This window comes from Streptomyces sp. LaBMicrA B280 (genome assembly GCF_049222185.1).
Lineage (GTDB): Bacteria > Actinomycetota > Actinomycetes > Streptomycetales > Streptomycetaceae > Streptomyces > Streptomyces murinus.
In genome coordinates this window covers 53258-79637 of record NZ_JBMJCT010000027.1, presented here as the reverse complement: position 1 = coordinate 79637, position 26380 = coordinate 53258, and the positions used below count along the sequence as shown (strand labels likewise).

26 protein-coding genes and 1 tRNA gene are annotated in these 26380 nt (G+C 73.2%); 12 read left to right on the top strand and 15 right to left on the bottom strand.

Annotated features, from left to right (window positions below; all coding sequences use genetic code 11):
* Positions 1-119: 119 nt before the first annotated feature.
* Positions 120-1523, bottom strand: a complete 1404-nt coding sequence (locus tag ACLF5H_RS23365; protein ID WP_421677969.1) for a hypothetical protein — start codon at positions 1521-1523, stop codon at positions 120-122.
* A gap of 261 nt (positions 1524-1784) precedes the next feature.
* On the opposite strand from ACLF5H_RS23365, the gene ACLF5H_RS23360 reads away from it, so the two are divergent.
* Positions 1785-1856, top strand: a tRNA-Val gene (locus ACLF5H_RS23360).
* Here the strand turns inward: ACLF5H_RS23360 and ACLF5H_RS23355 are convergent.
* Genes ACLF5H_RS23355 through helR form a run of 3 tightly spaced genes read right to left on the bottom strand, consistent with a single transcriptional unit; the run spans position 1816 to position 5236 of the window.
* Entirely contained in the window at positions 1816-2586 is a 771-nt protein-coding gene (locus ACLF5H_RS23355) for a lysoplasmalogenase family protein (RefSeq protein ID WP_421677974.1), read from the bottom strand. The genes ACLF5H_RS23360 and ACLF5H_RS23355 overlap by 41 nt on opposite strands.
* Positions 2587-2644: 58 nt before the next feature.
* Positions 2645-2998 carry a hypothetical protein gene (locus tag ACLF5H_RS23350; protein WP_421677968.1) on the bottom strand — a complete coding sequence of 118 codons (354 nt, stop codon included), beginning with the start codon at positions 2996-2998 and terminating at the stop codon, positions 2645-2647.
* A gap of 51 nt (positions 2999-3049) precedes the next feature.
* On the bottom strand, positions 3050-5236 hold the full coding sequence (gene helR, locus ACLF5H_RS23345) for an RNA polymerase recycling motor ATPase HelR (protein ID WP_421677967.1): 2187 nt from the start codon (positions 5234-5236) through the stop codon (positions 3050-3052).
* Between the two features lie 342 nt (positions 5237-5578).
* Between helR and ACLF5H_RS23340 the strand changes: the two genes are divergently transcribed.
* The 3 genes from ACLF5H_RS23340 (at position 5579) to ACLF5H_RS23330 (ending at position 7358) form a co-directional block, all read left to right on the top strand.
* Entirely contained in the window at positions 5579-5836 is a 258-nt protein-coding gene (locus tag ACLF5H_RS23340) for a DUF2277 domain-containing protein (RefSeq protein WP_421677966.1), read from the top strand.
* Between the two features lie 282 nt (positions 5837-6118).
* A complete protein-coding gene (locus ACLF5H_RS23335; protein ID WP_421677965.1) occupies positions 6119-6577 on the top strand; it encodes a DoxX family protein in 459 nt (152 codons plus the stop codon).
* A gap of 157 nt (positions 6578-6734) precedes the next feature.
* A complete protein-coding gene (locus ACLF5H_RS23330) occupies positions 6735-7358 on the top strand; it encodes a DedA family protein (RefSeq protein ID WP_093677005.1) in 624 nt (207 codons plus the stop codon).
* A gap of 126 nt (positions 7359-7484) precedes the next feature.
* On the opposite strand, the gene ACLF5H_RS23325 is transcribed toward ACLF5H_RS23330, so the two are convergent.
* On the bottom strand, positions 7485-8129 hold the full coding sequence (locus ACLF5H_RS23325; RefSeq protein ID WP_421677964.1) for an HNH endonuclease family protein: 645 nt from the start codon (positions 8127-8129) through the stop codon (positions 7485-7487).
* Positions 8130-8506: 377 nt separating this feature from the next.
* Between ACLF5H_RS23325 and ACLF5H_RS23320 the strand changes: the two genes are divergently transcribed.
* Both ACLF5H_RS23320 and ACLF5H_RS23315 read left to right on the top strand, forming a co-directional pair.
* Positions 8507-9088: a TMEM165/GDT1 family protein gene (locus ACLF5H_RS23320; protein ID WP_037656187.1), complete on the top strand. Its 582-nt coding sequence runs from the start codon at positions 8507-8509 to the stop codon at positions 9086-9088.
* A gap of 170 nt (positions 9089-9258) precedes the next feature.
* A complete protein-coding gene (locus ACLF5H_RS23315) occupies positions 9259-9933 on the top strand; it encodes an HAD family hydrolase (RefSeq protein ID WP_421677963.1) in 675 nt (224 codons plus the stop codon).
* Positions 9934-10395: 462 nt separating this feature from the next.
* Here the strand turns inward: ACLF5H_RS23315 and ACLF5H_RS23310 are convergent, their stop codons facing one another.
* The gene (locus tag ACLF5H_RS23310) at positions 10396-11331 is read right to left on the bottom strand and encodes a peptidoglycan-binding domain-containing protein (protein WP_421677962.1); all 936 of its coding nucleotides are present in this window, start codon (positions 11329-11331) and stop codon (positions 10396-10398) included.
* Between the two features lie 142 nt (positions 11332-11473).
* On the opposite strand from ACLF5H_RS23310, the gene ACLF5H_RS23305 reads away from it, so the two are divergent.
* Positions 11474-13534: a DHA2 family efflux MFS transporter permease subunit gene (locus tag ACLF5H_RS23305; RefSeq protein ID WP_421677961.1), complete on the top strand. Its 2061-nt coding sequence runs from the start codon at positions 11474-11476 to the stop codon at positions 13532-13534.
* On the opposite strand, the gene ACLF5H_RS23300 is transcribed toward ACLF5H_RS23305, so the two are convergent.
* Positions 13527-14039, bottom strand: coding sequence for a GNAT family N-acetyltransferase (locus tag ACLF5H_RS23300; protein WP_421677960.1), 513 nt, complete (start codon positions 14037-14039; stop codon positions 13527-13529). The genes ACLF5H_RS23305 and ACLF5H_RS23300 overlap by 8 nt on opposite strands.
* A 151-nt stretch (positions 14040-14190) precedes the next feature.
* Here ACLF5H_RS23300 and ACLF5H_RS23295 point away from each other — a divergent pair, with 151 nt between their 5' ends.
* Positions 14191-14784, top strand: a complete 594-nt coding sequence (locus ACLF5H_RS23295; RefSeq protein ID WP_421677959.1) for a hypothetical protein — start codon at positions 14191-14193, stop codon at positions 14782-14784.
* A gap of 98 nt (positions 14785-14882) precedes the next feature.
* Here the strand turns inward: ACLF5H_RS23295 and ACLF5H_RS23290 are convergent, their stop codons facing one another.
* Positions 14883-15317 (bottom strand): hypothetical protein, encoded by a 435-nt coding sequence (locus ACLF5H_RS23290; RefSeq protein WP_421677958.1) that lies wholly within the window; start codon positions 15315-15317, stop codon positions 14883-14885.
* Between ACLF5H_RS23290 and ACLF5H_RS23285 the strand changes: the two genes are divergently transcribed.
* Positions 15316-15798 (top strand): hypothetical protein, encoded by a 483-nt coding sequence (locus ACLF5H_RS23285; RefSeq protein ID WP_421677957.1) that lies wholly within the window; start codon positions 15316-15318, stop codon positions 15796-15798. The genes ACLF5H_RS23290 and ACLF5H_RS23285 overlap by 2 nt on opposite strands.
* A 214-nt stretch (positions 15799-16012) precedes the next feature.
* Here the strand turns inward: ACLF5H_RS23285 and ACLF5H_RS23280 are convergent, their stop codons facing one another.
* Positions 16013-17056 carry a zinc-dependent alcohol dehydrogenase family protein gene (locus tag ACLF5H_RS23280; protein ID WP_421677956.1) on the bottom strand — a complete coding sequence of 348 codons (1044 nt, stop codon included), beginning with the start codon at positions 17054-17056 and terminating at the stop codon, positions 16013-16015.
* A 111-nt stretch (positions 17057-17167) separates the two neighbouring features.
* Between ACLF5H_RS23280 and ACLF5H_RS23275 the strand changes: the two genes are divergently transcribed.
* On the top strand, positions 17168-18091 hold the full coding sequence (locus ACLF5H_RS23275; protein WP_421677955.1) for a LysR family transcriptional regulator: 924 nt from the start codon (positions 17168-17170) through the stop codon (positions 18089-18091).
* A 164-nt stretch (positions 18092-18255) separates the two neighbouring features.
* Here ACLF5H_RS23275 and ACLF5H_RS23270 read toward each other — a convergent pair whose 3' ends face one another.
* Positions 18256-18666, bottom strand: coding sequence for a DUF1992 domain-containing protein (locus tag ACLF5H_RS23270; protein ID WP_136101440.1), 411 nt, complete (start codon positions 18664-18666; stop codon positions 18256-18258).
* A gap of 102 nt (positions 18667-18768) precedes the next feature.
* Here ACLF5H_RS23270 and ACLF5H_RS23265 point away from each other — a divergent pair, with 102 nt between their 5' ends.
* Positions 18769-19161 carry a hypothetical protein gene (locus ACLF5H_RS23265; protein WP_421677954.1) on the top strand — a complete coding sequence of 131 codons (393 nt, stop codon included), beginning with the start codon at positions 18769-18771 and terminating at the stop codon, positions 19159-19161.
* A gap of 28 nt (positions 19162-19189) precedes the next feature.
* On the opposite strand, the gene ACLF5H_RS23260 is transcribed toward ACLF5H_RS23265, so the two are convergent.
* The 4 genes from ACLF5H_RS23260 to proP all read right to left on the bottom strand — a co-directional run bounded on the left by ACLF5H_RS23260 (position 19190) and on the right by proP (position 22640).
* Positions 19190-19861 carry an O-methyltransferase gene (locus ACLF5H_RS23260; RefSeq protein WP_421677953.1) on the bottom strand — a complete coding sequence of 224 codons (672 nt, stop codon included), beginning with the start codon at positions 19859-19861 and terminating at the stop codon, positions 19190-19192.
* A gap of 115 nt (positions 19862-19976) precedes the next feature.
* On the bottom strand, positions 19977-20753 hold the full coding sequence (locus tag ACLF5H_RS23255) for a DUF2330 domain-containing protein (protein ID WP_421677973.1): 777 nt from the start codon (positions 20751-20753) through the stop codon (positions 19977-19979).
* Positions 20672-21106, bottom strand: a complete 435-nt coding sequence (locus ACLF5H_RS23250) for a DUF2330 domain-containing protein (RefSeq protein ID WP_421677952.1) — start codon at positions 21104-21106, stop codon at positions 20672-20674. The genes ACLF5H_RS23255 and ACLF5H_RS23250 overlap by 82 nt, the downstream gene beginning before the upstream one ends.
* A 154-nt stretch (positions 21107-21260) precedes the next feature.
* Positions 21261-22640 (bottom strand): glycine betaine/L-proline transporter ProP, encoded by a 1380-nt coding sequence (gene proP / locus ACLF5H_RS23245; RefSeq protein WP_421677951.1) that lies wholly within the window; start codon positions 22638-22640, stop codon positions 21261-21263.
* 410 nt (positions 22641-23050) lie between these two features.
* Here proP and ACLF5H_RS23240 point away from each other — a divergent pair, with 410 nt between their 5' ends.
* Complete coding sequence (locus tag ACLF5H_RS23240) at positions 23051-25078, top strand: bifunctional glycosyltransferase 87/phosphatase PAP2 family protein (protein ID WP_421677950.1); 2028 nt, start codon at positions 23051-23053, stop codon at positions 25076-25078.
* Positions 25079-25098: 20 nt separating this feature from the next.
* On the opposite strand, the gene ACLF5H_RS23235 is transcribed toward ACLF5H_RS23240, so the two are convergent.
* The gene (locus tag ACLF5H_RS23235; protein WP_421677949.1) at positions 25099-26268 is read right to left on the bottom strand and encodes a steroid 3-ketoacyl-CoA thiolase; all 1170 of its coding nucleotides are present in this window, start codon (positions 26266-26268) and stop codon (positions 25099-25101) included.
* Between the last annotated feature and the right edge of the window lie 112 nt (positions 26269-26380).

Below are 26380 nucleotides of genomic sequence, written 5' to 3'. Positions count from 1 at the left end.
ATGGTCGTCGATGAACACGTACAGTGCCGCCAGAAGGGCGTCCAGGTTTGTCTTCACACACTGACCAACGGGCGCCCTTCGCCATGGTCGCGACCAGCACACACATCGGACTCACTCATCTAGTGCGCGACGCCCCCGCGGTCCTCCCGGATCCGCGCCACCACCCGCGCCGCCGCCTGCCGCACCGCGTCCGTCTCGGTCAGGAAGTGCCAGTAGTCCGGATGCCGGCCGCCCTCAAGACCCGCGACGGCCCGGTCCAGCCGCGCCACCGCGTCGTCCAGCGGCCGGGCATGACGCGGATCCGGCGTCGCCCGCCCCGTCATCGCCAGCCGCTGCGCGTCCCGGATCGCGAACCGCGTCCGCTCGATCTCCGCCTGCGGATCCTTCTGCACCGCGTTCAGCCGCGCCAGCCGGTCACCGGCCGCCGAGACCGCGTCGTCCGTCGCGTTCAGCAGCGCCCGCACCGTCGACAGCAGCGCGGTGGCGTCCGCCCAGCGCTGCGCGTCCCGCGCCGACTGCGCCTCGCCCAGCTTCCGCTCGGCCTGCCGTACGTTCTCCACCGCCTGCGCCGGCACCTGCTGGAGGTCCTGCCAGCACGCCGCCGAGAACCGCCGCCGCAACTCGCTGAGCACCGGATCCACCTGCCCGGCGCGCGTGGTCAGCGCCTGCGCGCGGGTCCGCAGCGAGACCAGCCGGTGATCGATCTCGGCCGCCTTCTGCGGCAGCCCCTCGGCCTCCGCCAGGATCGCCCCGGCCTCCCGCTGCACCCGCTCGGCCCGCTCCAGCGTCTGCTGCACCCCGTGCTGCCCCGCGCCCTGGTTCAGCTTCGTCAGCTCGGGCGCCAGCGCGGCCAGCCGTCCCGCGAGGTCATCGGCGCGCAGCCCCTGCTCCCGGACGCCGTCCAGCGCGTTGCTCGCGGCCAGCAGCGCCTGGCGGGCCCGCTCCACGGCGGGCGCCACCCGGGCGAGCAGCGTCTCGGCCGAACCCAGCAGCGGACCGAGCGAGCCGCCGAACCGCTCCAGCTCCTGCCTGACCCGCAGCAGCTCGTCCCGCGCCGCCGTCAGCTCGGCACGCGCCCGTGTCGCCGCCGCGGCCTCCAGGTCGGCCCGGTCCAGGTCATGGGCGTCGACCGCCTGGATGTACCGCTGACTGACCTCGTCGATCCGCCGGCCGAGGCCCTCGAAGTCCGAGGCGGCACGCCGGGCGGCGGGGGAGTCGTCGACCGCCGTGATGGTCTCGATGGAGATCCGCAGATCCCGTTGCGCGGTGTCCAGTTCGTAGAACGCGGCCGCCGCCGCGTCCTTCGCCTCCTGCGCCTGCGCCCGCTGGCTCTCCGCCCGGCCACCGAACCAGCGCCGGGTGCCGCCGCCCGCGAACGCGGCGGGCAGCGCGAGCGCTGCGAGCGCGGGCAGGCTCATCAGGGTGAGGGTGTCGCGGAGCGCGGCGCCGACCCCGTGCCGGGTCCTCGCGGCGGACGACGGTGGGTACGGCTGTGTCACTGGCGTGCCCGGTCTCGCCGTCACATCCCTCTCCCGTGCTGTGGTCCGCCCTGGGTGGTGCCATTCTCCCACCCCGTACAGACGAACACACGGGCCCGTCAGTTCACCGTACGTACTGTGACCTTTCCCCTGGCTGAGGCGGCGACCGACGGGTCCGTTCGAAGCAGTGGAGGTGGGGTGGGGGACGCCCCGCGGCCCGCTCCCGCTGCCCCGCCGTCCGGGTTTGCCCCGCACGGGCTCGGGCAAGGTAGGCTGTCGACTCGACCTGGGCACCGCCCGGGACACGGGTGCGTAGCTCAGGGGTAGAGCGCCTGCCTTACAAGCAGGATGTCGGCGGTTCGAAACCGTCCGCGCCCACCGATGGGGAGAGCCCCCGGCCGAATGTGGCCGGGGGCTCTTTGTGTTGGGGGGTGAAGGCGGTGACCAGGAGAGTCAGGGCGGCGATGTAGGTGGTCATGCAGAGGGTGGAGCGGCCGGGGAAGTCGAGGCCCGCGGCGCCGAGGCCGATCAGGGAGTCGGAGGCGACGAAGATCAGGCCGCCCCAGAGGGCCTTGGGGCCGAGGACGCGGGCGGTCAGGGCCATGGTGAGCAGGGCGAGGGCGTAGACGGCCACGGCGGTGCCCAGGGCGGGGCCGAGGGTGGGGGCGAGGGCGGCGACGGCGGCGGCCCAGACCGCGAGGTAGGCGGCGCAGACGGCGCGGCGGCTGCGCAGATGGCCGAGGGCGCCGGCGCGCAGGAAGGCCGTGATCCAGCAGAGCTGGGCGCCCAGGAAGAGGGCGAGGCCGATGCCGAAGGCCGGGGTGCCGGGGATCAGCAGGGCGATGTCCCCGGCGGCGGCGAGCAGCAGCCCGGTCAGGACATAGGCGTGCCGGGTGCCGGTCAGGCGCCACAGGTGGGCGGCGAGGAGCGGGGCCAGGAGGGGTTTGGCGACCCACTCCACGGCGTGAGTCCCGGTCGCCACCCCGATGAGTTCGACGACGCACAGCACCGCGAAGAGCACGATCAGCGGGGGTGCCCCGGCCGTCCGCGCCGGACGCTGGAGAGCCGGTCGCGGGCCGCCTCGCTCCGGTATATGTCCCTCAGTCATGGCGATCAGAGTGGGGGCACCGGGGGTGGTGGTCAACTGGTTGGACCAGGTTGATCGGTCATGAGTTCCCGGGGGCCTCGGGTGCCCGCTCCTCGTGGACGTGCTTCAGGCGGCTGCGGGCCTGCATGCGCTGTTCGGCCGCGACCTCGGCCCAGAAGCGGTGGGTGCTGATGAACACCGCGAGCTCGTGTTCGCGGCGGCGGAGCTTCTCCACCTCGGCCTGTTCGTCGGCCGTCCAGCCCGGGGAGGCGGGGCGCTCCGCCTTGCGCCAGCCGTGGTCGTCACTGAAGCCGTCGACCGGCTCGACCGACCAGGGCAGCCGCCTGAGCAGGGCCGACAGCTCGGCCCTGACCTGGTGCAGCTCCTCCTGGCCGGCGAGGAGGTCACTGGGGAATTCATAGGTCGTAGCCACGCCGCAATGCTACGCCTGTTCGATTTACGGTTGCGAGATCGATCGGGAGGTTCATCCGAACGAGTGTTCATCGACAGGGGAGGGCTCCGGGGCGGGGCTCGTGAGGATGATCAGCTGCCGGGTGGCCCTGGTCATCGCCACATAGCGGTCCACGGCGCCCGCCACACCCTCCCCGAAGCGCTCGGGATCGACCAGCACGACCAGATCGAACTCCAGGCCCTTCGACAGGGTGGGGGAGAGCGAGCGGACGCGGGGGCTCGACGGGCGGAAGGCCGGGTCGCCGATGACGCAGACGGTGCCCTCGGGGTGGGCGGCGAGCCAGTCGTCGAGGACCGCGGTCAGGTCGGCCGCCGAACCGCGGCGCACCGGCAGGCCGTTGCCGCGGATCGAGGTCGGCACATTGGCGTCCGGCAGCGCGGCCCGCACGACCGGCTCGGCCTCCGCCATGATCTCCTTCGGCGTACGGTAGTTGACGGTCAGACCGGCCAACTCGACTCGCCCGAAGCCGATTCGGGCGAGCCGCTCCTGCCAGGACTCGGTGAATCCGTGCCGGGCCTGGGCGCGGTCGCCGACGATGGTGAAGCTGCGCGACGGGCAGCGCGACAGCAGCATCTGCCATTCCGCGTCGGTGAGTTCCTGCGCCTCGTCCACCACGATGTGCGCGAACGGCCCCGCGAGCGCGTCCGGTTCGGCGGTGGGCAGCACCGTCTCGTCGATCAGCGCGTCCCGCAGATCCTGTCCGTGCAGCATCGTCACCGCGCCCTCGCCGTCGTGGTCGGCCTGGAGCATGTTGTCGATGACCCCGGCCATCCGCGCGTGTTCCGCGGCGACCGCGGCCTTGCGCCGCCGTTCGCGCACCGCCGCCTTCGGGTCGCCGAGCCGCTGCCGTGCCGCGTCCAGGAACGGCAGGTCGGACACCGTCCACGCCCCCGCGTCCGCGCGCCGCAGCAGTCGTACCTCCTCGGGCGTGAGCCAGGGCGCGCACAGCCGCAGATACGCCGGTACCGACCAGAGGTCGCCGACGAGGTCGGCCGCCTCCAGCAGGGGCCAGGAGCGGTCGAAGGCTGTGCGCAGCTCCCGGTCGCCCGCGAGCGACCTGCGCAGGAGTTCGGTGGGGGCGCCTTCGTGCCCCTCGGTCAGGAGAGTGAGGAGTTCGTCCCAGACCTGTGCGCGCGCCTCGTTGTGCGGGGTGCCGGGCTCGGCCGCGTCGAACGCCGACTCCCAGTCGGAGACGGTCAGTTCGAGCTCGCCCCAGGGGGTGGTGATGGTCAACGGCTCGGTGGGCGGCTCCTCGTAGAACCGTACGGCCCGCTCGATCGCCCCCACCAGCCGTGCGGACGACTTCAGCCGGGCGACCTCGGGGTCGGGCTCGGTGCGCGCGGTGGCGCCCTCGGCGACGAGGTCCCGCAGGACGCAGGTCTGCACGCCCTCCTCGCCGAGGCTCGGCAGCACATCGGAGACGTACGCCAGATACGGCCGGTGCGGGCCGACGAACAGCACTCCGCCGCGCCGGTGGCCGAGCCGCGGGTCGGAGTAGAGGAGGTAGGCGGAGCGGTGCAGGGCGACGACCGTCTTGCCGGTGCCGGGGCCGCCGTCCACGACCAGGGCGCCGCGCGAGCCCGCCCGGATGATGGCGTCCTGGTCGGCCTGGATGGTGCCGAGCACATCGCGCATCCGCGGCGAGCGGTTGCCGCCCAGGCTCGCGATGAACGCCGACTGGTCGTCCAGCGCGGCGTGTCCGTCCAGCGCGTCCGGGGCGAACACCTCGTCCCAGTAGTCGCGGATACGGCCGTCCGCCCAGCGGTATCTGCGGCGGCTCGCCAGGCCCATCGGGTTGCCGTGGGTGGCGCCGAAGAAGGGCTCCGCGGCCGGGGAGCGCCAGTCCAGCAGCAGCCGGCGGCCGGTGTGGTCGGTCAGGCCGAGCCGGCCGACGTAGACGGGCTCGTCGGGGTGCTCGGCGCTCACCATGCGGCCGAGGCAGAGGTCGAGGCCGAAGCGGCGCAGGGCGCGCAGGCGGGTGGTCAGCCGGTGCACCTCGGCGTCCCGGTCCAGCGCCTGCCGGCCCAGTCCGCCGGGGGCCCGGCGCTCCTGGTCGAGCTGGTCGGAGACCTCGGCGATGGTCCGCTCCAGGCATCGCGCGATCGCCGCGAAGTGCGCGTCGTCGGTGGCGATCAGCTCCGGGGCGGCCTTGGCGGAGAGGCGGTCGGGGAGGTCGAAGGCGCTGGTGGCGGTGGACACGGGGAGGCTCCGGTTCGAGAGATTCGAGAGATTCGAGGGATTCGAGGGATTCGGGAGGGGGAGGCGAGAGAGGGGGGCGGAGAGAGGAGGGGTCTCTCTCGGCTCCGCGAGTCGGTGTTTTTTGGACCAGAGGGGCGATTCTGCGGCATCAGGGGGGCCTTGCCGCAAGGGCCCCCATGCGCTATACGTTGAGAGTGGCGAGGAGTCCGGTGACGTCCTCGCCTCTTCTTATTGCCCCTTTTATTGCCCCTTCTTGTTTTCCGACGCCTCCCGTGCGTCCCTCTTTTGTCTGTCTCTCCCGCGCCCCTCTCGCCGCTCCGGCCGCGGCGCGAGACTGAAGGCATGTGCCGGAGTATCAAGACGCTGCGTCCGCCCGTGCTGCCCACCGAGGCCACGGAGGAGGACATCCACGCCGCCGCGCTGCAATACGTGCGCAAGGTCTCGGGCTTCCGCGCCCCCGCCGCCCACAATCGCGAGGTCTTCGACGCCGCCGTGACCGCCGTCGCCCGTGCCACGGCCGAACTGCTCGGCGGGCTGGAGGTGCGCGGGCAGCGCGGGCACGTGCCACGCGCTGTTACGGAAGCGGAAGAACGCCCGTAACACCGAGCCCGTAGCGTCCCTCGTGGCGCCTTTCATGCGGTCGATCCGGTTCGCCAGGGCTAGTTTCGGTCATATTTTCGCGCACCTGTACGCATGCCCACCTGACCCTACATGCTGTCGGGTCAGGGTCGGGGCTCTCACCTGAAGTGGAACGTTGGCCAGAACTTGAACTTGCAAGCATTGGTTAGGTACGCCTAACCTATACCCCTCATTCGGTTCCGCCGCCCCCACCGGCTCGCCCGTCCCCGGCGAGTCGTCCGACACTGAGAGGGTCAACCTCCCATGCCTTCCGCTCGCCTCAACTCCGCGCAGCCCTACGCTCTCGGGCTGTTCCGCATCGTCGTCGGCCTGCTCTTCACCGCGCACGGCGCCGCCTCGCTCTTCGGTGTCCTCGGCGGGGCCGTGGGCACCCACGGCGGCACCGTGGCCACCGGCACCTGGCCCGGCTGGTACGCGGCCGTGATCCAGCTGGTCGCCGGTGCCCTGGTGCTCGTCGGCCTCGGCACCCGCGGTGCCGCGCTGATCGCCTCCGGCTCGATGGCGTTCGCGTACTTCGACATCCACCAGCAGCACGCGCTGCTGCCCATCCAGAACGGCGGTGAGCCCGCGGTCATGTTCTGCTGGGCCTTCCTCCTGCTGGTCTTCACCGGCTCCGGCGCCTTCGGGCTCGACCGGCTCCTCGTCCGGCGTGCGGCGGCGCAGGACGAGCGCGTTCCGGAGCAGGCCCCGATAGCCGCGTGACGGGACTCTCCCGCGTCGTCCCCACGGCGCCCCGCTCCGGCCCGGCCGGGGTGGGGCGCCGTACCGTTCGACCGGTTCTGTAGCCCCCCGCGCACCTCGTGTCACACCCTCGGCGTACGCTGTACGGCTGTCATCGGGGGAAGTAACAGGAGAAGACGTGTTCGAGAGTGTGGGGTCGCTGGCGGCCGGACCGTGGATCTATGCCGTGGTGTCCCTGTCCGTGCTGCTGGACGTGTTCCTGCCGGTGCTGCCGAGCGGTGTGCTCGTCATCACGGCGGGCACGGCGGCGGCCGCGGGCTCGGGCGCGGCGAGCGCCGCGACCGGCCGGGTCCCGCACGGGGTGCCGGACCTGCTGGCGCTGGTCCTGCTGGCCGCCGCCGCCTCGGTCCTCGGTGACCTGGTGGCCTATCGGCTGGCCTGGCGGGGCGGGGAGCGGCTGGACCGCGCGATAGCCCGCTCCCGGCGGCTGACCACCGCGCAGGAACGTCTCGGTGGCGCGCTGGCCCGGGGCGGCGGCGCGCTCGTCGTCCTCGCCCGCTTCGCGCCCGCCGGCCGCTCGGTCGTCTCCTTCTGCGCCGGTGCCGCCCACCGCCGGGCCCGCGACTTCCTCCCCTGGTCCGCCCTCGCCGGTCTGTCCTGGGCCGCCTACAGCGTCGCCCTCGGCTACTTCGGCGCGCGCTGGCTCGGCGCCACCTGGCTGGCGACCGGGGTGTCCCTGGCCGCGCTGTTCGGGGCGGGCGCGGCGGCGGGATTCCTGATGCGCAGGCAGCCCGCTTCCTGAGGCCGTGCGCGGCGCCGTCGTCGCGCACGGGGCGGCCGGGGCGGTCGGGGTGGCCGTGGCGGTCGTGGAACGGCGAAGAGCCCGGCCGGAGTCGATCCGGCCGGGCTCTCGTGCGCGGGGCTCCGGTCAGCAGCCCGACAGGTCGTTCTGCAGCGCGGTCTTCTCCGCCGGGTCGACGGACAGGTCGTAGTAGTACTTCACCTGCACCCAGGCGCGGACGTACGTGCAGTCGTACGCGGTGCGGGACGGGATCCAGGTGGCCGGGTCCTGGTCGCCCTTGGACTGGTTGACGTTGTCCGTGACGGCGAGGAGCTGGGGGCGGGTGACGTCGTTGGCGAACGCCTGGCGCTGGGCGGTGGTCCACTTGCTCGCGCCGGAGTCCCAGGCCTCGGCCAGCGGCACGAGGTGGTCGATGTCCACGTCGGAGGCGGAGGTCCAGGTCGCGCCGTCGTACGGCGAGTACCAACTGCCGCTGGTGGCGGTGCAGGCGGAGTTGGTGACGACGTTCGTGCCGTCCCGCTTGATGATGTACTCACGGGTGTTGCAGGTGCCCTCGATGGTGATCCACGTCGGGAACTTGTCGCGGCTGTAGCCGGTGCGGTCCTCGGCGGCGACGGTGAGCTGGGAGAGGTAGCTGCGGGCGGTGGACCCGCTGATCGGCGTCGGCAGGGCCGCGGAGGCGGTGGGGGAGTTGAACAGCGCGGCGGTGGCGACCAGGCCGGTGAGACCGGCGAGTACGCTGAGGCGTCGACGCGCGTAGAACTTGGGCATTGCTGAACTCCCTTGTGGGGGTGGGGTTTTGGGCCACGAGTCAGGGAATGCTCGCGACGAGGAGTTACCGGAGGGTGAGCGCCCGGTAAGAAGCTAGTGACATGCGCATGTCAATGCAAGGTTGAGGGGTGGACTTTGCCGTCCCGTATCATGGGGAGCGCAGAAGGGGAGTAGCTCTTCGCCGGACCGTCGACATACTGCTCAGCGAGCCTGAGCCGGCGCCCGGAGGCGGACCCTCGGTACCGCCAGCGAGACCTTCGGCACAGCAGTGCACGTCCGCGCGATCAGGTGCGGACACCGAGTGTGCTGCCGCGCCGAGGTGTCGTCGGAAGATGTGTCGCACTCTCGGTGGGGTGGCCCCGACCGATTGAGGACCCTTGATCAGCATCACCGTGACGGCGCTCGTCTTCGGCGTCATCTTCCTCGCCGAACTGCCGGACAAGACCGCGCTCGCCGGTCTCGTGCTCGGCACCCGCTACCGGGCCGGTTACGTCTTCGCGGGCGTCGCCGCGGCCTTCCTGGTGCATGTCGTGCTCGCGGTGGCCGCGGGCAGCGTGCTCACCCTGCTGCCCCAGCGACTCGTGCACGCCATCACCGGTCTGCTCTTCCTCGGTGGCGCCGCGATGCTGCTGCTGCACAAGGAGGAGGGCGAGGAGGAGATCAAGAAGCCCGCCGACCAGTCCTTCTGGAAGGTCGCGGGGACGGGCTTCATGCTCATCCTGGTCGCCGAGTTCGGCGACCTCACCCAGATCATGACCGCCAACCTCGCCGCCCGCTACGACGACCCGATCTCCGTCGGCCTCGGCGCGGTGCTCGGTCTGTGGGCCGTCGCCGGGCTCGGCATCGTGGGCGGAAAGGCCCTGATGAAGAAGGTTCCGCTGCGGCTGATCACGCAGATCGCGGCGCTGCTGATGGTGGGTCTCGGCGCCTGGAGCCTGTACGAGGCGGTCGCGGGCTGAGCTGAACGTCGGATGAATCATCACGGGGGTGGTGGCGGGAAGGCCGCCGGGTTTTGTACCGTAGAAAAACAAAGTGGCTCCCGCCCGTTTTCCCTGACCGGCGGGCGGGGCCGCCTTGTCCCCTCCCCGCCGCGCCCGTGCGGGGCCTCTCGTTCCTGGAGCAACTGCCGATGACGGCCATCCCCGCGCCCGCCCCCACCGTCCTCGACGCCGGTGCCCTGCTGCTCGACATGGACGGCACCCTCGTCAACTCGGATGCCGTGGTCGAACGCGTCTGGCGGCGCTGGGCGGGGCGGCACGGGCTGGACGGCGACGCCGTGATGAAGGTGGTGCACGGCCGCCAAGGGCACGCCACGATGGCCGCGCTGCTGCCCCAGCGGCCCGTGGAGCAGAACCTCGCGGAGAACGCGCGCATGCTCGCCGAGGAGACCGCGGACATGGACGGCGTGATCGAGATCGCCGGGGCCTCCGTCTTCCTCGCCGCGCTGCGTGAGCTGCCGCACGCCCTGGTGACCTCGGCGGACGTCGGCCTGTCCACCGCCCGGATGAACGCGGCGGGGCTCCCGCTGCCCGAGGTCCGGGTCACCGCCGAGTCGGTCGGCGCGAGCAAGCCGGACCCCGAGGGCTTCCTCAAGGGCGCCGCCGAACTGGGCGTCGCCCCGGCCGAGTGCGTCGTCTTCGAGGACTCCGGCGCGGGGATCGAGGCGGGCCGGGCCGCGGGGATGGTCGTGGTGGGGGTGGGCCCCCGGGCGGCGGCCCATGGCCCCGACGTCGTGGTACCCGACCTGACCCGGGTCCGGGTCGAGGCCGCGCCGGGCACCGGGATCCGGCTGCGTATCGGCTGACGGCGGCGGGGGGCGGGGCGGGAGTGTGGGGCGGGGGTGTGCAGGGGGCTGCGGTTCCCTGCGGGGCTTATGGCCGTGCGGTCCCTGCGGGTGCCTGCGGGTCCCTGAGGTCCCTGCGGCCCTTGCGGGCCTTGCGGGCCTTGCGGGCCTTGCGGCCCTTGCGGGCCTTGCGGCCCTTGCGGGCCTTGCGGCCCTTGCGGGCCTTGCGGCCCTTGCGGGCCCTGCGGCCCTTGCGGGCCCTGCGGCCCTTGCGGGCCCTGCGGCCCTTATGGGTCCCTGCGGCCCTTGCGGGCCCTGCGGCCCTTATGGGTCCCTGCGGCCCTTGCGGGTCTCACGGACCCTACGACCCCTGCGGGTCCTACGGCCCTTACGGGTCCCTGCGGGTCTCACCGCCCCTGCGGTCCCTGCGGGTCTCACCGCCCCTGCGGTCCCTACGGGCCCCGCCGCCCCCCTTACGGGCCCCTACGGCCCCGACGTCTCCGACTCCAGGCTTGCCCGGGTCTGTGGGCCGTACACCCCGAGGGGGTCGCCCTGGATGCCCCGGGCCAGTTGGTATGTGCTGACGGCGTTCTCCACGGGGTGCGTGTAGACGCCGTTCACGTCACCGTCGTACAGGTTCAACTCCCACAGCCGGTACTCCAGTTCGACGACCTGCGGGCCGGAGTCGCCGCGTTCCAGGACCGCCGTGCTCGCCGGGGCGCTCGGCGTGGAGGCGGTGGGGGAGGGGGCCCGGGACGGCGTCCGGCCCGGGGTCGGTGTCGGGGACGGCGGCGCCGAACGCGTCGGGGTGGGTGAGGGGCTCGGCGGGGGCGCGGGCGCCGAGCGTGCCGTCGAGCGGGACGGGGCGGAGGTGTCGTGCGCCGAGGGCGTCGCGGTGGCCGGCGGTGGCACGTCCGGGACGCTCTCCCTGACCTCCGGGGCCGCGTCGTCGTGGGACGGCGTGTGGTACGAGAACAGCGCGACACCGGCCGCCGCGACGACCGCCGCGCCCGCGCCCGCCGCGGCGATCAACGCGGCACGGCCGAATCGCCGCCGCCGGACCGGCTCCCCGGGCGTCCCGGCGGACGCGGACGCGGGGCCGGGCTCGCCGGGGGCCTGCTCGAAGAGCCGTACGTCGGACCCGGCCACCGGGCGCAGCGGCATCGTGGCTTCAAGGGGTGAGAGAGCGGGCGGAGGAGCGGGCGAGGGAGCGGGCGGGGGATCCTCGCCGTCCGCGGTGCCCACGTCCACGTAGGGCCGTATCCGCAGCGGGTCGAAGTCCTCCGCCGCTGCCGCCTGTGCCGTACGGGCGCGGCGCAGTGCCTCGGCCGTGCGCTCGGCGCAGTCGCAGGACGGGGCGCCCGCCGCGTCCCTCGGTGTGCCGCACTCCGGGCAGGCCGTGCCCTTCTCCCCGGTCACGTTCGTCCCCTCCCCTGGAACCCCCGAAGCCACACAGGGTATGCCCATTCCCTCCACAACCGCAGGACTCGACAGGCCATAAACGGTGACACCGCCCAGGATGGAAGGGGCGCATCCCAGCCCCCAGCCCCGGGAGGTCTCCATGGCCCTGGACACGCACGGTGCGGCGAAGGACGTGAGCGGGGAGGAACCCGTGGCGCGCGGCGTGTTCGTCTCGATCGGGGCGCTGCTCCTCGGGCTGCTGCTCGCCGCGCTCGACCAGACCATCGTGTCGACCGCGCTGCCCACCATCGTCAGCGACCTCGGCGGCCTCGAGCACCTGTCCTGGGTGGTCACCGCCTATCTGCTGGCCTCGACCGCCGCCACCCCGCTGTGGGGCAAGCTCGGCGACCAGTACGGGCGCAAGAAGCTGTTCCAGACCGCCATCGTGATCTTCCTGATCGGCTCGGCGCTGTGCGGCATGGCACAGAACATGCCCCAGCTGATCGGCTTCCGGGCGCTCCAGGGCCTGGGCGGCGGCGGGCTGATGGTGCTGTCGATGGCGATCGTCGGCGATATCGTGCCGCCCCGCGACCGGGGCCGCTACCAGGGCCTGTTCGGCGCCGTGTTCGGCGCGACCAGCGTGCTCGGACCGCTGCTGGGCGGGCTGTTCACCGAGCATCTGAGCTGGCGCTGGGTGTTCTACGTCAATCTGCCCATCGGCATCGTGGCGCTCGCCGTGATCGCCGCCGCCCTGCACATACCGGTGCGCAGCGCCCGCCATGTCATCGACTACCTCGGCACCTTCCTGATCGCCTGCGTCGCCACCTGCCTGGTCCTCGTGGCCTCCCTCGGCGGCACCACCTGGGCCTGGGGCTCGCCGCAGATCATCTCGCTCGCGGTGGTCGGCGTGCTGCTCGCGGTCGCGTTCGTGGCCGTGGAGCGCCGGGCCGCCGAACCGGTGCTCCCGCTGGGGCTGTTCCGCATCCGCACCTTCACCCTAGCCGCCGTCATCAGCTTCATCGTCGGCTTCGCCATGTTCGGCGCGATGACCTATCTGCCGACCTTCCTCCAGGTCGTGCACGGCGTCTCCCCGACCATGTCCGGGGTGTACATGCTGCCGATGGTCTTCGGGCTGCTGCTGTCCTCCACCGTCTCCGGGCAGATCGTCAGCCGCACCGGCCGCTGGAAGGTCTTCCCGGTCACCGGCACCGCCATAACCGCCATCGGACTGCTCCTGCTGCACCGCCTGGACGAGACCAGCTCCACCGCCGAGATGAGCACCTACTTCTTCGTCTTCGGCCTCGGCCTCGGCCTGGTCATGCAGGTCCTGGTGCTGATCGTGCAGAACGCCGTCTCGTACGAGGATCTGGGCGTCGCCACCTCCGGGGCCACCTTCTTCCGCTCCATCGGTGCCTCCTTCGGCGTCGCCATCTTCGGCACCGTCTTCGCGAGCCGCCTCGCCGACAAGCTCACCGCCGCCTTCGCGGGCGTCCATCTGCCGCCCGGGGTGAACCCGGACACCCTCAAGGCCGACCCGCGCGGCATCGGGGCCCTGCCACCCGCCCTGCGCCCCGCCGCCCTGCACGCCTACGCGTCGTCCATCACCGACGTCTTCCTCTACGCCGCCCCCGTCGCCCTCCTCGGCTTCCTGCTGGCCTGGCTGCTGAAGGAGGATCCGCTGCGCGGCTCGGTCACCGCGCCGGACGTCTCCGAGACCCTCGCGCCCAACCCGGTCCAGCGCTCCTCGTACGACGAGGTGTGCCGCGCCCTGTCGGTGCTCGGCACCCGCGAGGGGCGCCGCGAGGTCTACCGGGACATCACCGAGCGGGCCGGGTACGACCTGCTGCCCGCGGCCAGTTGGCTGCTGCTGCGCATCCGCCGCAACGGCTCCGTGGAACCCGGGGTGCTCGCCGAGCGCAGCCCCGTCCCGCTGGAGGCCGTCATGGATGCCGCCCGCCAGGTCGAGGTGCGGCGGCTGGCCGAACGCCGGGGCCTGGAGCTGTACTTGACCGCGACCGGGCGCGAGGCCGCCGAACGGCTCGCCGTGGCCCGCGAGGAGTCGCTCGCCGCGCTGCTCGGCGACTGGTGGCAGCCCGGTCGCTCCACCGACCTGGTGAAACTGGTCAGGGAACTGTCCACGGAACTGTGCGGCGCCGAGCGGGAACGCCCGCACACCGTGCCCGAGCACCCGCACAACGCGCCCGGGACCAGGCTCAGTTGACCGGCACCAGCTCCTTGCGGAACCAGTGTTCGGCGTACCGGTCGGTGTTGTGGGGTGCGGTCTCGGTGTAGCCGAGGCGGGCGTACAGGGCGCGGGCCTCGACCAGGTCGCCGCGGGTGTCGAGGACGAGCCGACGGGCGCCGAGCGCGCGGGCGGCGTCCTCGGCGGCGGCCACCAGCAGTGCCGCCCCGCCCCTGCCGCGCATGTCCTCCGCCACGAACACCCGGGTCAGCTCGGCGGTTTCGGGATCGAGGAGCCGTACGCCCGCGCTGCCGGCCGCCCTCCCGCCGTACCGCCCCACCAGCAACCGCCCGTGCGGCGGGGCGAGTTCGGCTCCGGTGCCGGCCGCGATCTCCCGCTCCAGCTCCGCCGGATCGGTGCGGTGGCCCTCGTACCGCAGATACCAGCGGTCGCTGACCTCGGTGTAGTAAGCCCGCCACAGCGCGGCGGCGACCGGGGAGCCGGGCGCCTCCGGGGTGATCGTCCACATCGTCATGCGGGCCATTGTGGGGCGCGGGCCCGGAGCGGTCCGAGCGGATTTCCGGGCCCGGCGGCCCCGCAGTGTGCCCGCGCGCCGTTTGTGGGCGGGCTTCCGGGTGACCCGCAAGGAGGGACCGGTCCGCCGGACCGGTCCGCGATCCGAGCGGAAGGCAGCCATGTCCACAGGCTTGATCATCTTGTTGGTCGTGATCGTGGCGCTCGTGGTCGTCGCCGCGCTGGTGACGGTGCTGATCGGCCACCGCAGCGGCGCCGGACCCGGTCTCAAGCGGCGGTTCGGTCCCGAGTACGAGCGGACCCTGGCCGCCCACGACGGGGACACCCGGGCCACCGAACGCGAGCTGAACGAGCGCGTCGAACGCCACGGCGATCTGCGCGAACGGCCCCTCGCCCGTGACGAGCGGGACCGGTACACGGCCCGCTGGACGAGCGTCCAGGAACATTTCGTGGAGTCCCCGCGGCAGGCGGTGGCCGAGGCCGACCAGCTGCTCGGGGAGGTCGCCGCGGTGCGCGGCTACCCCGACGGCGGACGGTACGACGAGCAGCTGGCCGCGCTGTCCGTGCACCACGCCGAACACGTCGACGGCTACCGCCGGGTCCACCGGATGGCCCGGGCCACCGGGACCAGTGCCGCACCGGGCGCCGGGACCGAGGAGATGCGGTCGGCCCTGGTCGGGGCGCACGAGCTGTTCGACGACCTGACCGGCGCCGGCAGCGGCGCGTCCGCGACCGGCCGGCACCGCGCGGCCTGACCGGGGATCCCGACGAAACCTCAGCGAGGAGAGGAAGGGACGAACACCATGCCGGACAGGAGAAACGGACCCGGTGACGAGCGGTACCCCACCAGCCGCTACGCCCGCCCGCCGGACGATGAGTGGGCACCGGAGACGGAGCAGCGGGAAGAACACGGTACGGAGGGGCTCAGGCCCGGTACCGAGGGAATGGGCGCGCCGGGCCGCGACCCGGGCGCGATCGGGCGTGACCCGGGCGCGATCGGACGGGACCCGGGTACGGCGGGACGGGACCCGGGAGCGGCCAGACGCGACCCCGGTATGACCGGGCAGGATCCGGGAACGGCCCGGCGCGAGCCCGGTATGACCGGACGGGATCCGGAGACGGCCCGACGTGATCCGGATAGCGGTCGACGTGATCCGGACAGCATGCGACGTGATCCGGATAGTGGCCGACGCGATCCGGACATGATGGGACGTGATCCGGATACGGCCGGACGGGACCCCGGTATGACCGGACGTGATCCGGGTGTGGCCGGACGGGATCGGTCCATGACCGCGCGCGGCGAGTCCGATCTCGGGACGTCCGCGCCCGCCCCGGACATGGCGCGGATGCCCGACGACGGGCTCGGCGCGCCCGCGCCCGGGGACCTCAGCGGACGTGAGGCGCGCACCACGGAGGGCACCGCGCCGGACGCCTGGCCGGCGACGGCGGGCGACGGGGCCGCGGGCGCGTCCTCGGAAGCCGCCGCCCCGCTGCTGCCGCACGAGGAGTCCGAGCGGTGGGAGGAGCGGATGCGGCAGGTGGCGGCCGGGTTCGTGGACCGGCCCAGGACGGCCGTGGAGGAGGCCGACCGGGCGCTGGAGGAGATCGCCGCGCGGTTCGGCGATGCCGTGACCCGGCGCCGCCGCAGCCTGCGGATGTCGTGGGAGGACGGCGAGGAGCGCGGCCCGGCGCACGAGACCGACACCGAGCAGCTGCGGCTGGCGATGCGGGACTACCGCGACCTGGCGGAACGGCTGCTGCACGGCTAGGAGCGCCGGTGACGCCGGTGACACGGCCCAGGGGGGGGGGGGGGGGGGGGGGGGGGGGGGGGGGGGGGGGGGGGGGGGGGGGGGGGGGGGGGGGGGGGGGGGGGGGGGGGGGGGGGCTGTGGGTGCCTTTGGTACTCTCCCCCCCCTCCCTCCGCGCGCGGGTGTCCCCCCCGGGGCACCGTGGTCGGAAGCACCGGAAACGGGCGTCCGTCCGTCAGAAGGCGATGCGGACCTTCAGCGCCGACCGCTCGTCCATGGCGCGGTAGCCCTCCGGTACGTCGTCGAGGCCGACGGTCCGGTCGAACACCGGGGCGGGGTCGAGGACGCCCGCCAGTACGTCGGTGAGCAGTTCGGGTATGTAGGCGCGGGCCGGGGCGACGCCGCCCGCCAGCGTGATGTTGCGGTTGAACATCTGGCTGATGTCCACGCCCGCGCTGCCGCCGTGGGGCACGCCGACGTAGCCCACGGCGCCGCCGTCGCGGGCGATGGAGAGGGCGGTGCGCATCGACTCCTCGGTGCCGACGGCTTCCAGCACGGCGTGGGCGCCCTGGCCGCCGGTCAGCTCACGGATCGCCTCGATCGCCGCCTCGCCCCGTTCCGCGACGACGTCGGTGGCACCGAAGGAGCGGGCGATGTCCGTGCGGGCGCGGTGCCGGCCGAGCGTGATGATCCGGTCGGCGCCGAGGCGGCGGGCGGCGAGCACACCGCACAGGCCGACGGCGCCGTCACCGACGACCGCGACGGTGGCGCCGGGCCGGACCCGTGCCGAGACGGCGGCGTGATGTCCGGTGCTCAGCACGTCGGACAGGGCCAGCAGGCCGGGGACCAGCGCCTCGTCGGTGGCGGCCTCCCGGGGCAGCCGCACGAGGGTCCCGTCGGCGTGCGGCACCCGGACGGCCTCGCCCTGGCCGCCGTCGGAGCCCACCTCGCCCCAGAACCCGCCGTGCGGGCAGGAGGTCTGCAGCCCCTCCCGGCAGTGCTCGCAGGTGCCGTCGGACCAGACGAAGGGCGCGACCACGAAATCGCCGGGCGCGAAGCCGGTGACCGCGGAGCCGGTCTCCTCGACGACACCGAGGAACTCGTGCCCGATGCGCTGCCCCGGCACCCGCGCGGCCACTCCCCGGTAGGCCCAGAGGTCACTGCCGCAGATGCAGGCGCTGACCACCCGCACCACCGCGTCGGACGGCTGCTGGATCCGGGGATCCGGTACCTCTTCGATCCGGATGTCGTTGGGGCCGTGGATCACGGTGGCGCGCATGCGGGAACTCCTGGTGCTGCGGGGCGGAACAGGGGGCGGACGCCCAGCGTCGCCGCCCGCGGTTCCTCACGTCCAGCTACATCGTCTACAGCATTCACTTAAGCTCATCTGATGCTCGATGTCCGACGGCTCGTCCTCCTGCGTGATCTGGCCGCCCACGGCACCGTGACCGCCGTGGCCGAACTGCACCGTGTCACCCCCTCCGCCGTCTCCCAGCAGCTCCGGCTCCTGGAGGAGGAGACCCGTACCCGGCTGCTGGAACGCACGGGGCGCTCCATCCACCTCACGGCGGCCGGGCGCCGGCTGGCCGAGGACACCGAGCGTGTGCTCGACGCGCTGGACCAGGCGCGGAGTCACCTCTACAGCGAGGCCGCGGAACCGGCGGGGCCGCTCCACCTCGCCTGCTTCCCCAGCGCCCTGGTCCCGCTGGCCGCTCCGCTCGGCCGGGCGCTCCAGGACACTCATCCGGGGCTGCGCCTGCACATCACCGAGGCCGAGCCCGAGCCGGCGGCGCGCCTGCTGCTCCAGCGACGCGTCGACCTCGCGCTGACCTACCGCTACACCAACCTGGCCGACCCCACACCCGCCGGTGTCGAGTCCCTCGTCCTCGGCGTCGACCCGCTGGTCGCCGTGCTGCGGGACGATCACCCGGCGGCGCGGGCCGCGGACTCCCCCGTCGAGCTGCGGGAGCTCGCGGACAGCGAATGGATCACCGCACCCGCGCACACCGCGTGCGGTACGGCCGTCCTGCACGCCTGCCGGTCCGCGGGATTCACCCCCCGGGTACGGCACACCTGCACCGACTTCACCGCCATGATCGCTCTGTCCGCGAGCGGCGGCCTCCCCGTCGTCCTCCCGCGAATGGCGGCGGTCCGGCTCCCGCCCGGACTTCTCGCACGGCCGGTGGCCGACCCCGCGCTCGCCCGCACCATCGAGGTCGCCGTACGGCGCGGCGCGACCCGGGAACCCCCCGTCGCGGCCTGCCTGGAGGCGGTACGGTCCCTCGTCCCGGGCGGCGCGGCCGAAGGCGGCTGAGCCGCGTCCGGTCCGGGGGCGGGGGCGCCGATGTCCTCAGCGACGCCGAGCAGCGGCTGCTGCGCGAGTGGCTCGCACGACTCGTGGCGGACGGCGGCGCGCCGCACGCCTGACGATGCGTCAGAAACCTTCGCACGGGCCGGACTTCCGGTGCCGGGACGCGATCAGGCCCGTGTCTCCCGCAGCCGCCGCCACTCCCGTACGACATCCTCCACGTCGTACGGCTTCTTGCCCAGCGGGGGACCCGGCGGCGGCTTGAACATCATGTCGCGGATCTTGACGTTGACGTCCTCGATGATCTTCCGGGCCATCCGCTCCGAGGGCGCCGCGTACGCCGCCGTCAGTGCGTCCTCGGCCTCCTTGCGCAGGGCCAGGGCGGGCGGCAGCACCGCGAGGCCCTCGCGCGCCATCTTCCGCTTGACCCACCACAGCTCGTCATAGGTGGAGTCGACCTCGGCGGGCAGCGGCTCGCCCACTCCCGGCAGCCGCTCGAACTCGCCGCGTGCCTGCGCGTCCTGGATCTGCTTGTCGACCCAGCTCTCGAACGGCACCCCAGGTGGCTTTCGCTCGGTCATGACCCCATTGTGCCGGACGGCGCCCGGCCGCGCGTTCTATCATGCGGCGGCGGCGCGCGGGGCAACGGCCCGTCGCGCAACGACGTTTCAGGGGGAACGCAGGTGCTCGAACTCACCATGGCCACCGTCTCCGCGGCCGACGCGGGGGCCACGGCCGGAATGACGATGGCCCAGGCGCCGAGCGAGCCGGGCGCGGTGCTGCGGGTCGGCCGGGACGCCGCCGGATGCCGGCTGGTCACCCCCGAGGACTGGCTGTTCGTCTCCCGCGTCCACCTGGAGTTCCGCTGCGGACCGGGCGGCGGCTGGCAGCTGACCTGGCTGCGCGGCTCCCAGCCCGACCCGGCGTCCGAGGTGCGGCTGACGACCGGGGGGAGCGTCCAGCAGCTGGCCCCCGGCGCCACCGTGCCGCTGCCGCACGGGGGCTCCGGCGAGATAGCCGTCCAGGACCGCAGCGGGCCGCACAGCGTCAACGTCGGCTTCTACCACGAGGTTTGAGAGCCGGGCGCCGGTCCGGAGCCGGGCGTCAGCCCAGCACGCGGGCGAGCGCGAAACCGTCGTACCCCTTGGTGCCGACCGTCTGGACGGCCGTACCGCTGAGCCTCGGGTGGGAGGCGATCAGCTCGATCGCGGTACGGGTGCCGACCACGTCCGGATCGGTGGCATCCGGGTCGGCGACCCGGCCGCCGCGCACCACGTTGTCCAGCACGATCAGGCTGCCCGCGCGGGTCAGGCGCAGCGCCCACTCCACGTAGTGGGCGTTGTTGGCCTTGTCCGCGTCGATGAAGACCAGGTCGAAGGGGGCCGGGTTCTCGTCGGCCAGCTTGGGCAGCGACTCCAGGGCCGGGCCCACCCGCACCTGGGCGATCCGGTCCAGGCCCGCGCGCGCGATGTTGCGGGTGGCCACCTCGGCGTGCCGGGCGCTGTACTCCAGGGTGACCAGCCTGCCGTCCTCGGGCAGGGCGCGGGCCAGCCAGATGGTGCTGTAGCCGCCGAGCGTGCCGATCTCCAGGATGGTCCGCGCGCCCTGCACCTGGGCGAGCAGCTGGAGCAGCTTGCCCTGGGCCGCGGTGACCCCGATGGGCGGCAGCCCGGCGGCGTCGTTCTCCCGCAGGGCCGCCCGCAGCGCCTCGTCATCGGGCGAGAGGGTGCTGATGAAGTAGTCGTCGACGTCGTCCCAGAGCTGCTGCCCGCTCATGCGTCTGCTGCCTTTCCCGAGTGCCGGCCGAGGCCGCGTTGCTGCCGTCTTTCGATCATCTCAGTTGGGCGGTGGCGAGGGGCCGAGAATCGGCCGGGGCGCGCGAACGCCGGTTTCAGGCCAGCGGCGGGGGCGGGGCGACGGGCGGCGGGGGCGGTACGGGGCGCCGTGCGCGTCGTACGGCGAGGACGGCGAGCGCGGCCACCAGGAGCACGGCGAGGCCGCCGACCGTGAGCAGCCAGGCCGGGATCCCGGCGACCCGGTCCAGCTCGTCGTCATAGATCACCTGCTGGACGGGGGTGTCCGAGGCGGCCCGGCGCAGTTCGTGGTCGCCGGAGATCCGGGCGGGCTGCGGGAACTGCTGGGTGAGCGCGGTCAGGTACGGCGTCCCGCGGGCGAGGGTCCCGAGGGCGCCGCCGGGGTTGGTGAGGCGGCCGGCGTAGACGGTACGCGGCGGCAGTCCGCCGATCGCGGTGGCCGGTTCCATGCGGTGCGCGGCGAGGACGTACAGGCCGAGCGACTGGGGGGTGGCGGCCAGCCGGGACAGGCGCATCGGGTAGACGGCGCGGTCGGCGGCGAAGGTCAGGTGCAGCGGGTCGAGGGCGCCGCGCAGGGTGGCGCTCGCGGTGTCGGGGGCGAGGCGGATCGCGACGTACTCCCAGTGCTCGGCCACGTACGGCGTGAGGGCCGTCTTCAGCCGGGCGGGGAGCGTGAAGCCGTTGGCGCGCAGCCAGCTGTCCAGGGCGGCCGGGTCGGTGGCGGTCAGCCGCGCCACGTCGAACGGGCCGAGCCGCTGACGCCCGACGACACCTACGGCGGCGCCGGGCCCCGGGGCGGCGGCCGCGGCGCGATCTCGGCCGCGGCGCCGTCCGCCCGCTCGTCGAAGGGCCAGTCGCCGCGCCGCGGCCAGAAGTGGTGCCGGGTGCGGTGCGCCGGGGCGATGGCCCGGGCCAGCTGGTCGAAGACGGCCGGGTCCCCGAGGCGGACGGTGGCGCGGTGCGGGACGGGCATGATCCAGGCGGCGTTCCGCGCGTCGCCGGTGACCGTCAGGCGCATGACGATCTGCTCCTGGCGGCCGTCCCAGCGCAGCACGGACTGCTCGTCCGACACGGCGATCCGCTGGGCCGGGCCCACGACCATGGCACCGCAGCCACAGGCCCAGGCGGGCGAGATCAGCCAGGTGAGCTGGATGCCGAGGAGGGTGAGGACGACCGAGAGTATTCGTGCGGTCCTTGGCGTGCGCAATGTCCGTCCCCCCGTTGTGCGGCTACGCACGGTAGGGACGAGGGAGGCGGGATCACGGTTCCCGCGGCCGGGGCAGCCCCGAAGGGGCGCGGGGAACCGCGCGACGAGCCACGAAGGGCCCGCGGCCGGCGATTCATCCGCACCCCTGTGGCGCCTACCGGCCTTCCACCGCAGGGGCGGAACCGGGCAGCGGGCGGCCCGCCGTCTCCGACATCCGCCACACCGCGAACCCGCCGATCACGGCCGCGGCCATCATGTAGTACGCGGGCATCATCATGTTCCCGGTCGCCCCGATCAGCGCCGTCACCACCAGCGGTGTCGTCCCGCCGAACAGCGACACGGACACGTTGAACCCGATGGACAGCGACCCGTACCGCACCCGCGTCGGGAAGAGCGCGGGCAGCGCGGCCGGCATGGCCGCCGTGAAGCAGACGAGCAGCAGACCCAGCGCGCCCATGCCGAGGGCCACCGCGAGCAGGCTGCCCTGGCGGATCAGCAGCAGCGCCGGGATCGACAGGAACAGGAAGCCCGCGCACCCCGCCGCGATCACCGGGCGGCGGCCGATCCGGTCGGTCAGCGCACCGGCGAACGGCTGGACGATCATCATCAGCGCCATCACGCCGAGCACCACGAGCAGTCCGTGCGTCTCGTCGTACTTCAGCTCACTGGTGAGGTAGCTCGGCATGTACGACAGCAGCATGTAGTCGGTGACGTTGAAGACCAGCACCAGGCCCACGCAGAGCAGCAGCGCCTTCCACTGGCCCGCCACCATCTCCCGCAGCGGCACCTTCGGGCGCGCCGCCTCCGCCTTCTCGACCTCCGCCGCGAACGCCGGGGTCTCCTCCAGGCGCATCCGCAGATACAGGCCGATGAGGCCCATCGGACCGGCGATCAGGAACGGGATGCGCCAGCCCCAGGAGAGCAGGTCGGCCGAGGACAGCAGCGCCGTCATCAGCGTCACCAGACCCGCGCCGCCGATGTACCCCGCGAGCGTGCCGAACTCCAGCCAGCTGCCGAAGAAGCCGCGCTTCTTGTCGGGGGCGTACTCGGCGATGAAGGTCGAGGCGCCGGCGTACTCGCCACCGGTGGAGAAGCCCTGCACCAGCCGTGCCGCGAGCAGCAGCAGCGGCGCGCCCACGCCGATCGAGCCGTAGGAGGGGATCAGACCGATCGCGAACGTGCCCGCCGCCATCATGATCATGGTGAGCGCGAGGACCTTCTGCCGGCCCACCCGGTCGCCGAGCGGGCCGAAGACCATGCCGCCGAGCGGGCGCACCAGGAACGCCGCCGCGAAGGCGCCGAACGTCGACAGCAGCTGGGCCGTCGGGTTGCCGGACGGGAAGAAGACCTTGCCGAGGGTGACCGCGATGTAGCTGTAGACACCGAAGTCGAACCATTCCATGGCGTTGCCGAGCGCGGCCGCCTTCACGGCGCGCTTGACGAGCGCGGGATCGGTGACGGTGACGTCGCGGGCGGCCGCCGGAGCGGCCCCGCGGGCCTTCAGCTGGGGAGTGACGGCTGTGACGGTCGCCAAAACGGGGCTCGCCTGCCTTTCGTCGGGGACAAGGACGTGGCCCCCGACGACGGCGTGGGAACGCCGGACGTGCGGAGGGCCGAAAATCGACCATAGGCGCGGATTGCGCCGTTACGTGCCGCGCACAGATGCCTGCATAGTGCAGCTAAAGGGCGCGTCAACAGGTAACTCTGCCCGCTCGCGGCCGGTCGATCCGCGCCCCCGCTGTGATGCTTCTCGCGCCCCGGCACGGCAACCGCGACCCCCGCGCACTATCGTCATCCGGACAAAAGGGGAGTGGGCGCCAGGTGAACCGGGGGTTGCCCGCGGCCTCTTCCAGGGGGTCTGCGAGCCTCGTAGGGTTGCGCAGAGGTGACCCGCCGTGAACGACGCACGGCCGGGACGAAAACGGGGCGGGAGGCCGACGCGGCGTGGCGAACGTGGAACACGGTGGGGGACCGGGGGAGGGCTTCGGGACACCGGACGCCGAAGGACGGCTGCGCGCGGCGCGGCTCGCGCTGTGGGCGGTGGCCGCGATCCTCGCGGTCCGGCAGCTGACCGCCGTCCTCACCACCCCGAGCGGCAAACGCCTGACCGATCTGGAGACCTGGGTCGGCCCGAGCGGCGTGCTGCACGTCAAGGGCTCCCTGTACGACTCCACGCAGTTCACCGGCACCCCCTTCGCGGGGCTCGTGCTCAAACCGCTCACCCGGGCCGCCGAGGCCGCTCTGGGCTGGAGCTGGACCTTCGCCACCCTGCTGCTGGTGGTCGCGCTCGGCATGATCGCCGCCCGCGCGCTGCCCCAGCCGGTGAGCCGGCGCACCTCCCTGCTGGCCGCGCCGGTCGCGATCAGCCTGCTGATGCTGTCGCTGCCGGTGCGCAACGCGCTCTGGCTCGGCCAGACCAGCATCATCCCGGTGCTGCTGGTCCTGCTCGGCTGCTTCACCGTGCGCGGGGAGCGGGCCAGTGGGCTGTGCCTGGGCCTGGCCGCGGCGCTCCAGCCCACCGTGCTCCTCTTCGTGCCGCTGCTGTGGTTCACCGGCCGCCGCCGGGCCGCCCTCAGCGGCGCCGGCACCTTCGCCGCGCTGACCGCGCTCGCCTGGGCCGCGCTGCCGCACGACTCGGTCACCTACTGGCTCCAGCACACGGCGGGCGTCGGCCTCGGCGGCAAGGCCGACGCCCTCGGCAACCAGTCCCTGCACGGCGCCCTGCTCCGCCTCGGCCTCACCGGCCCGCTGGAGATCACGCTGTTCCTGCTGCTCGGCGCGGCCGTCTCCGTCCTCGCCCTGCGCCGCGCGGTCCGCTACGCGCGGGACGGACAGCTGCTGCTCGCCGTGGCGATCACCGGCTGCGCCGCGGTGGCCGTCTCGCCCACCACCTGGCAGCACCAGCTGCTGTGGCTGCTGCTCGCGGTGGTCGGCCGGGTCGGCCGCCGGGCCTCGGACCGCAGCGTGTGGCCGGTCGCGGTGGTGCTGGTGATGACCCTGCCGGCGAAGATGATGCTGCCGAACACCCCGGCGCTGTACGCCCTGCGCGACGACCTGGTGCTGGTCGCGGCGCTGGCCGCCGCCGTCGCCGTACCGTTCCTGTCCCGCACCTCGCCGTACTACCGGGAGCCCGTGCCCACCGAGTACGCCGCCGCGGTGCCCGCCCGCTTCCGGCGCATCCCGCTGCTGCCCTTCCTGCGCCGGGTCCTCAGCCGCCCGAACCTGCTGCTTGAGCTGCTGCTGATCCGGGTCGTGTACGCGGCGTACGCGCAGGTCCGGCTGGCCGCGGGCGCGAGCGGGGACGACCAGGGGCGGGCGACCGCGGAGCACCACGGGCGGATCGTCTTCGACACCGAGCGGTTCCTGCACATAGACATCGAGCACTGGCTCAACCACACGGTGGCCGGGATCGGCTGGCTGCGGGACTTCTTCGACTTCTACTACGAGTCCTTCCACTTCGTGCTGCCGCTCACGGTCCTCGCGGTCCTGTACTGGCGCCGCCCCGTCGACTACCGCTGGGCCCGCACCTCCCTCGGCTTCGCCACCTTCCTCGCCCTGATCGGCTTCTGGCTCTTCCCGCTGGCCCCGCCGCGGCTGATGCCGGGCCTCGGCTTCATCGACACCGTGCACGGCGCGCAGGACCTCGCCCACCCGGACTACGGCGCGATGACGGCGCTCACCAACCAGTACGCGGCGATGCCGTCCCTGCACTTCGGCTGGTCCCTGTGGTGCGGTGTCGTCATCGTGGCCCTCGCCCCGAAGTGGTGGATGAAAGCACTCGGCCTGCTGCACCCCCTGTGCACCCTCTCCGCCATCCTCGCCACCGCCAACCACTGGGTCCTCGACGCGGTCGGCGGCGCCGTGGTGGTCACCGCGGGCTTCGCCCTGTCGTACGTGGTCCAGGGGCCGCGGGCGGCGCGGGCCCCGGCGCTCGACGCGGCCGGGCTGATGGAACCGGTGCCGGTGAGATAGCCGGCCGGGGGCGGTCGCGGCTACAGGCGCTGGATGATCGTGCCGGTCGCCAGGCCGCCCCCCGCGCACATCGTGATCAGCGCGAACTCCTTGTCGGTGCGCTCCAGTTCGTGCAGGGCCGTGGTGATCAGGCGGGCGCCCGTCGAGCCGACCGGGTGGCCGAGCGCGATCGCGCCGCCGTTGACGTTGACCTTCGCCAGGTCCTGCTCGAAGACCCGCGCCCAGCTCAACACCACCGACGCGAACGCCTCGTTGATCTCCACCAGGTCGATGTCCTTCAGCGACATCCCCGCCTTGCCCAGCACCGCCCGGGTCGCGTCGATCGGCCCGTCGAGATGGAAGTGCGGGTCGGCGCCCACCAGCGCCTGCGCGACGATCCGCGCCCGGGGCCTCAGCTTCAGCGCGCGGGCCATCCGCTTGGACGCCCACATGATCGCGGCCGAACCGTCCGAGATCTGCGAGGAGTTGCCCGCCGTGTGCACCGCGGTCGGCATCACCGGCTTGAGCCGGGCCAGCGCCTCCAGGGAGGTGTCCCGCAGCCCCTCGTCCTTGTCGACCAGGCGCCACATGCCCTGACCGGCGTACTGCTCCTCCTCCGTGGTGGGCACCTGCACCGCGAACGTCTCCCGCTTGAAGCGCTCCTCCGCCCAGGCGAGCGCCGCCCGCTCCTGGGACAGCAGCCCGAGCGCGTCCACGTCCGCGCGCGTCAGCCCCCGATGGCGCGCGATCCGCTCGGCCGCCTCGAACTGGTTGGGCAGATCGACGTTCCACTCGTCGGGGAAGGGCTTGCCGGGCCCGTGCTTGGAGCCGGAGCCCAGCGGGACCCGGGACATCGCCTCGACACCGCAGCTGATGCCGACGTCGATGACGCCCGCCGCGACCATGTTGGCCACCATGTGCGACGCCTGCTGCGAGGAGCCGCACTGGCAGTCCACGGTCGTCGCGGCGGTCTCGTACGGCAGCCCCACGGTCAGCCAGGCGGTGCGCGCGGGATTCATGGACTGCTCGCCGGCATGGGTCACCGTGCCGCCGACGATCTGCTCGACCGCGTCGGCGGGAATGCCGGTACGGCCGAGGAGTTCACGGTAGGTCTCGCCCAGCAGATAGGCGGGGTGCAGGTTGGCGAGCGCGCCGCCGCGCTTGCCGATCGGGGTTCGGACGGCTTCGACGATCACGGGTTCCGCGGCCATGCGTGCGGGTCCTCTCCGAGAGGGGCGCTCCTCCAGAACTAGAACGCGTACTAGTTCTGTGGTGCAGTCTGGGGACGTGTCGTACGTCACCGCAAGGGGCGTGCAGCCGCCG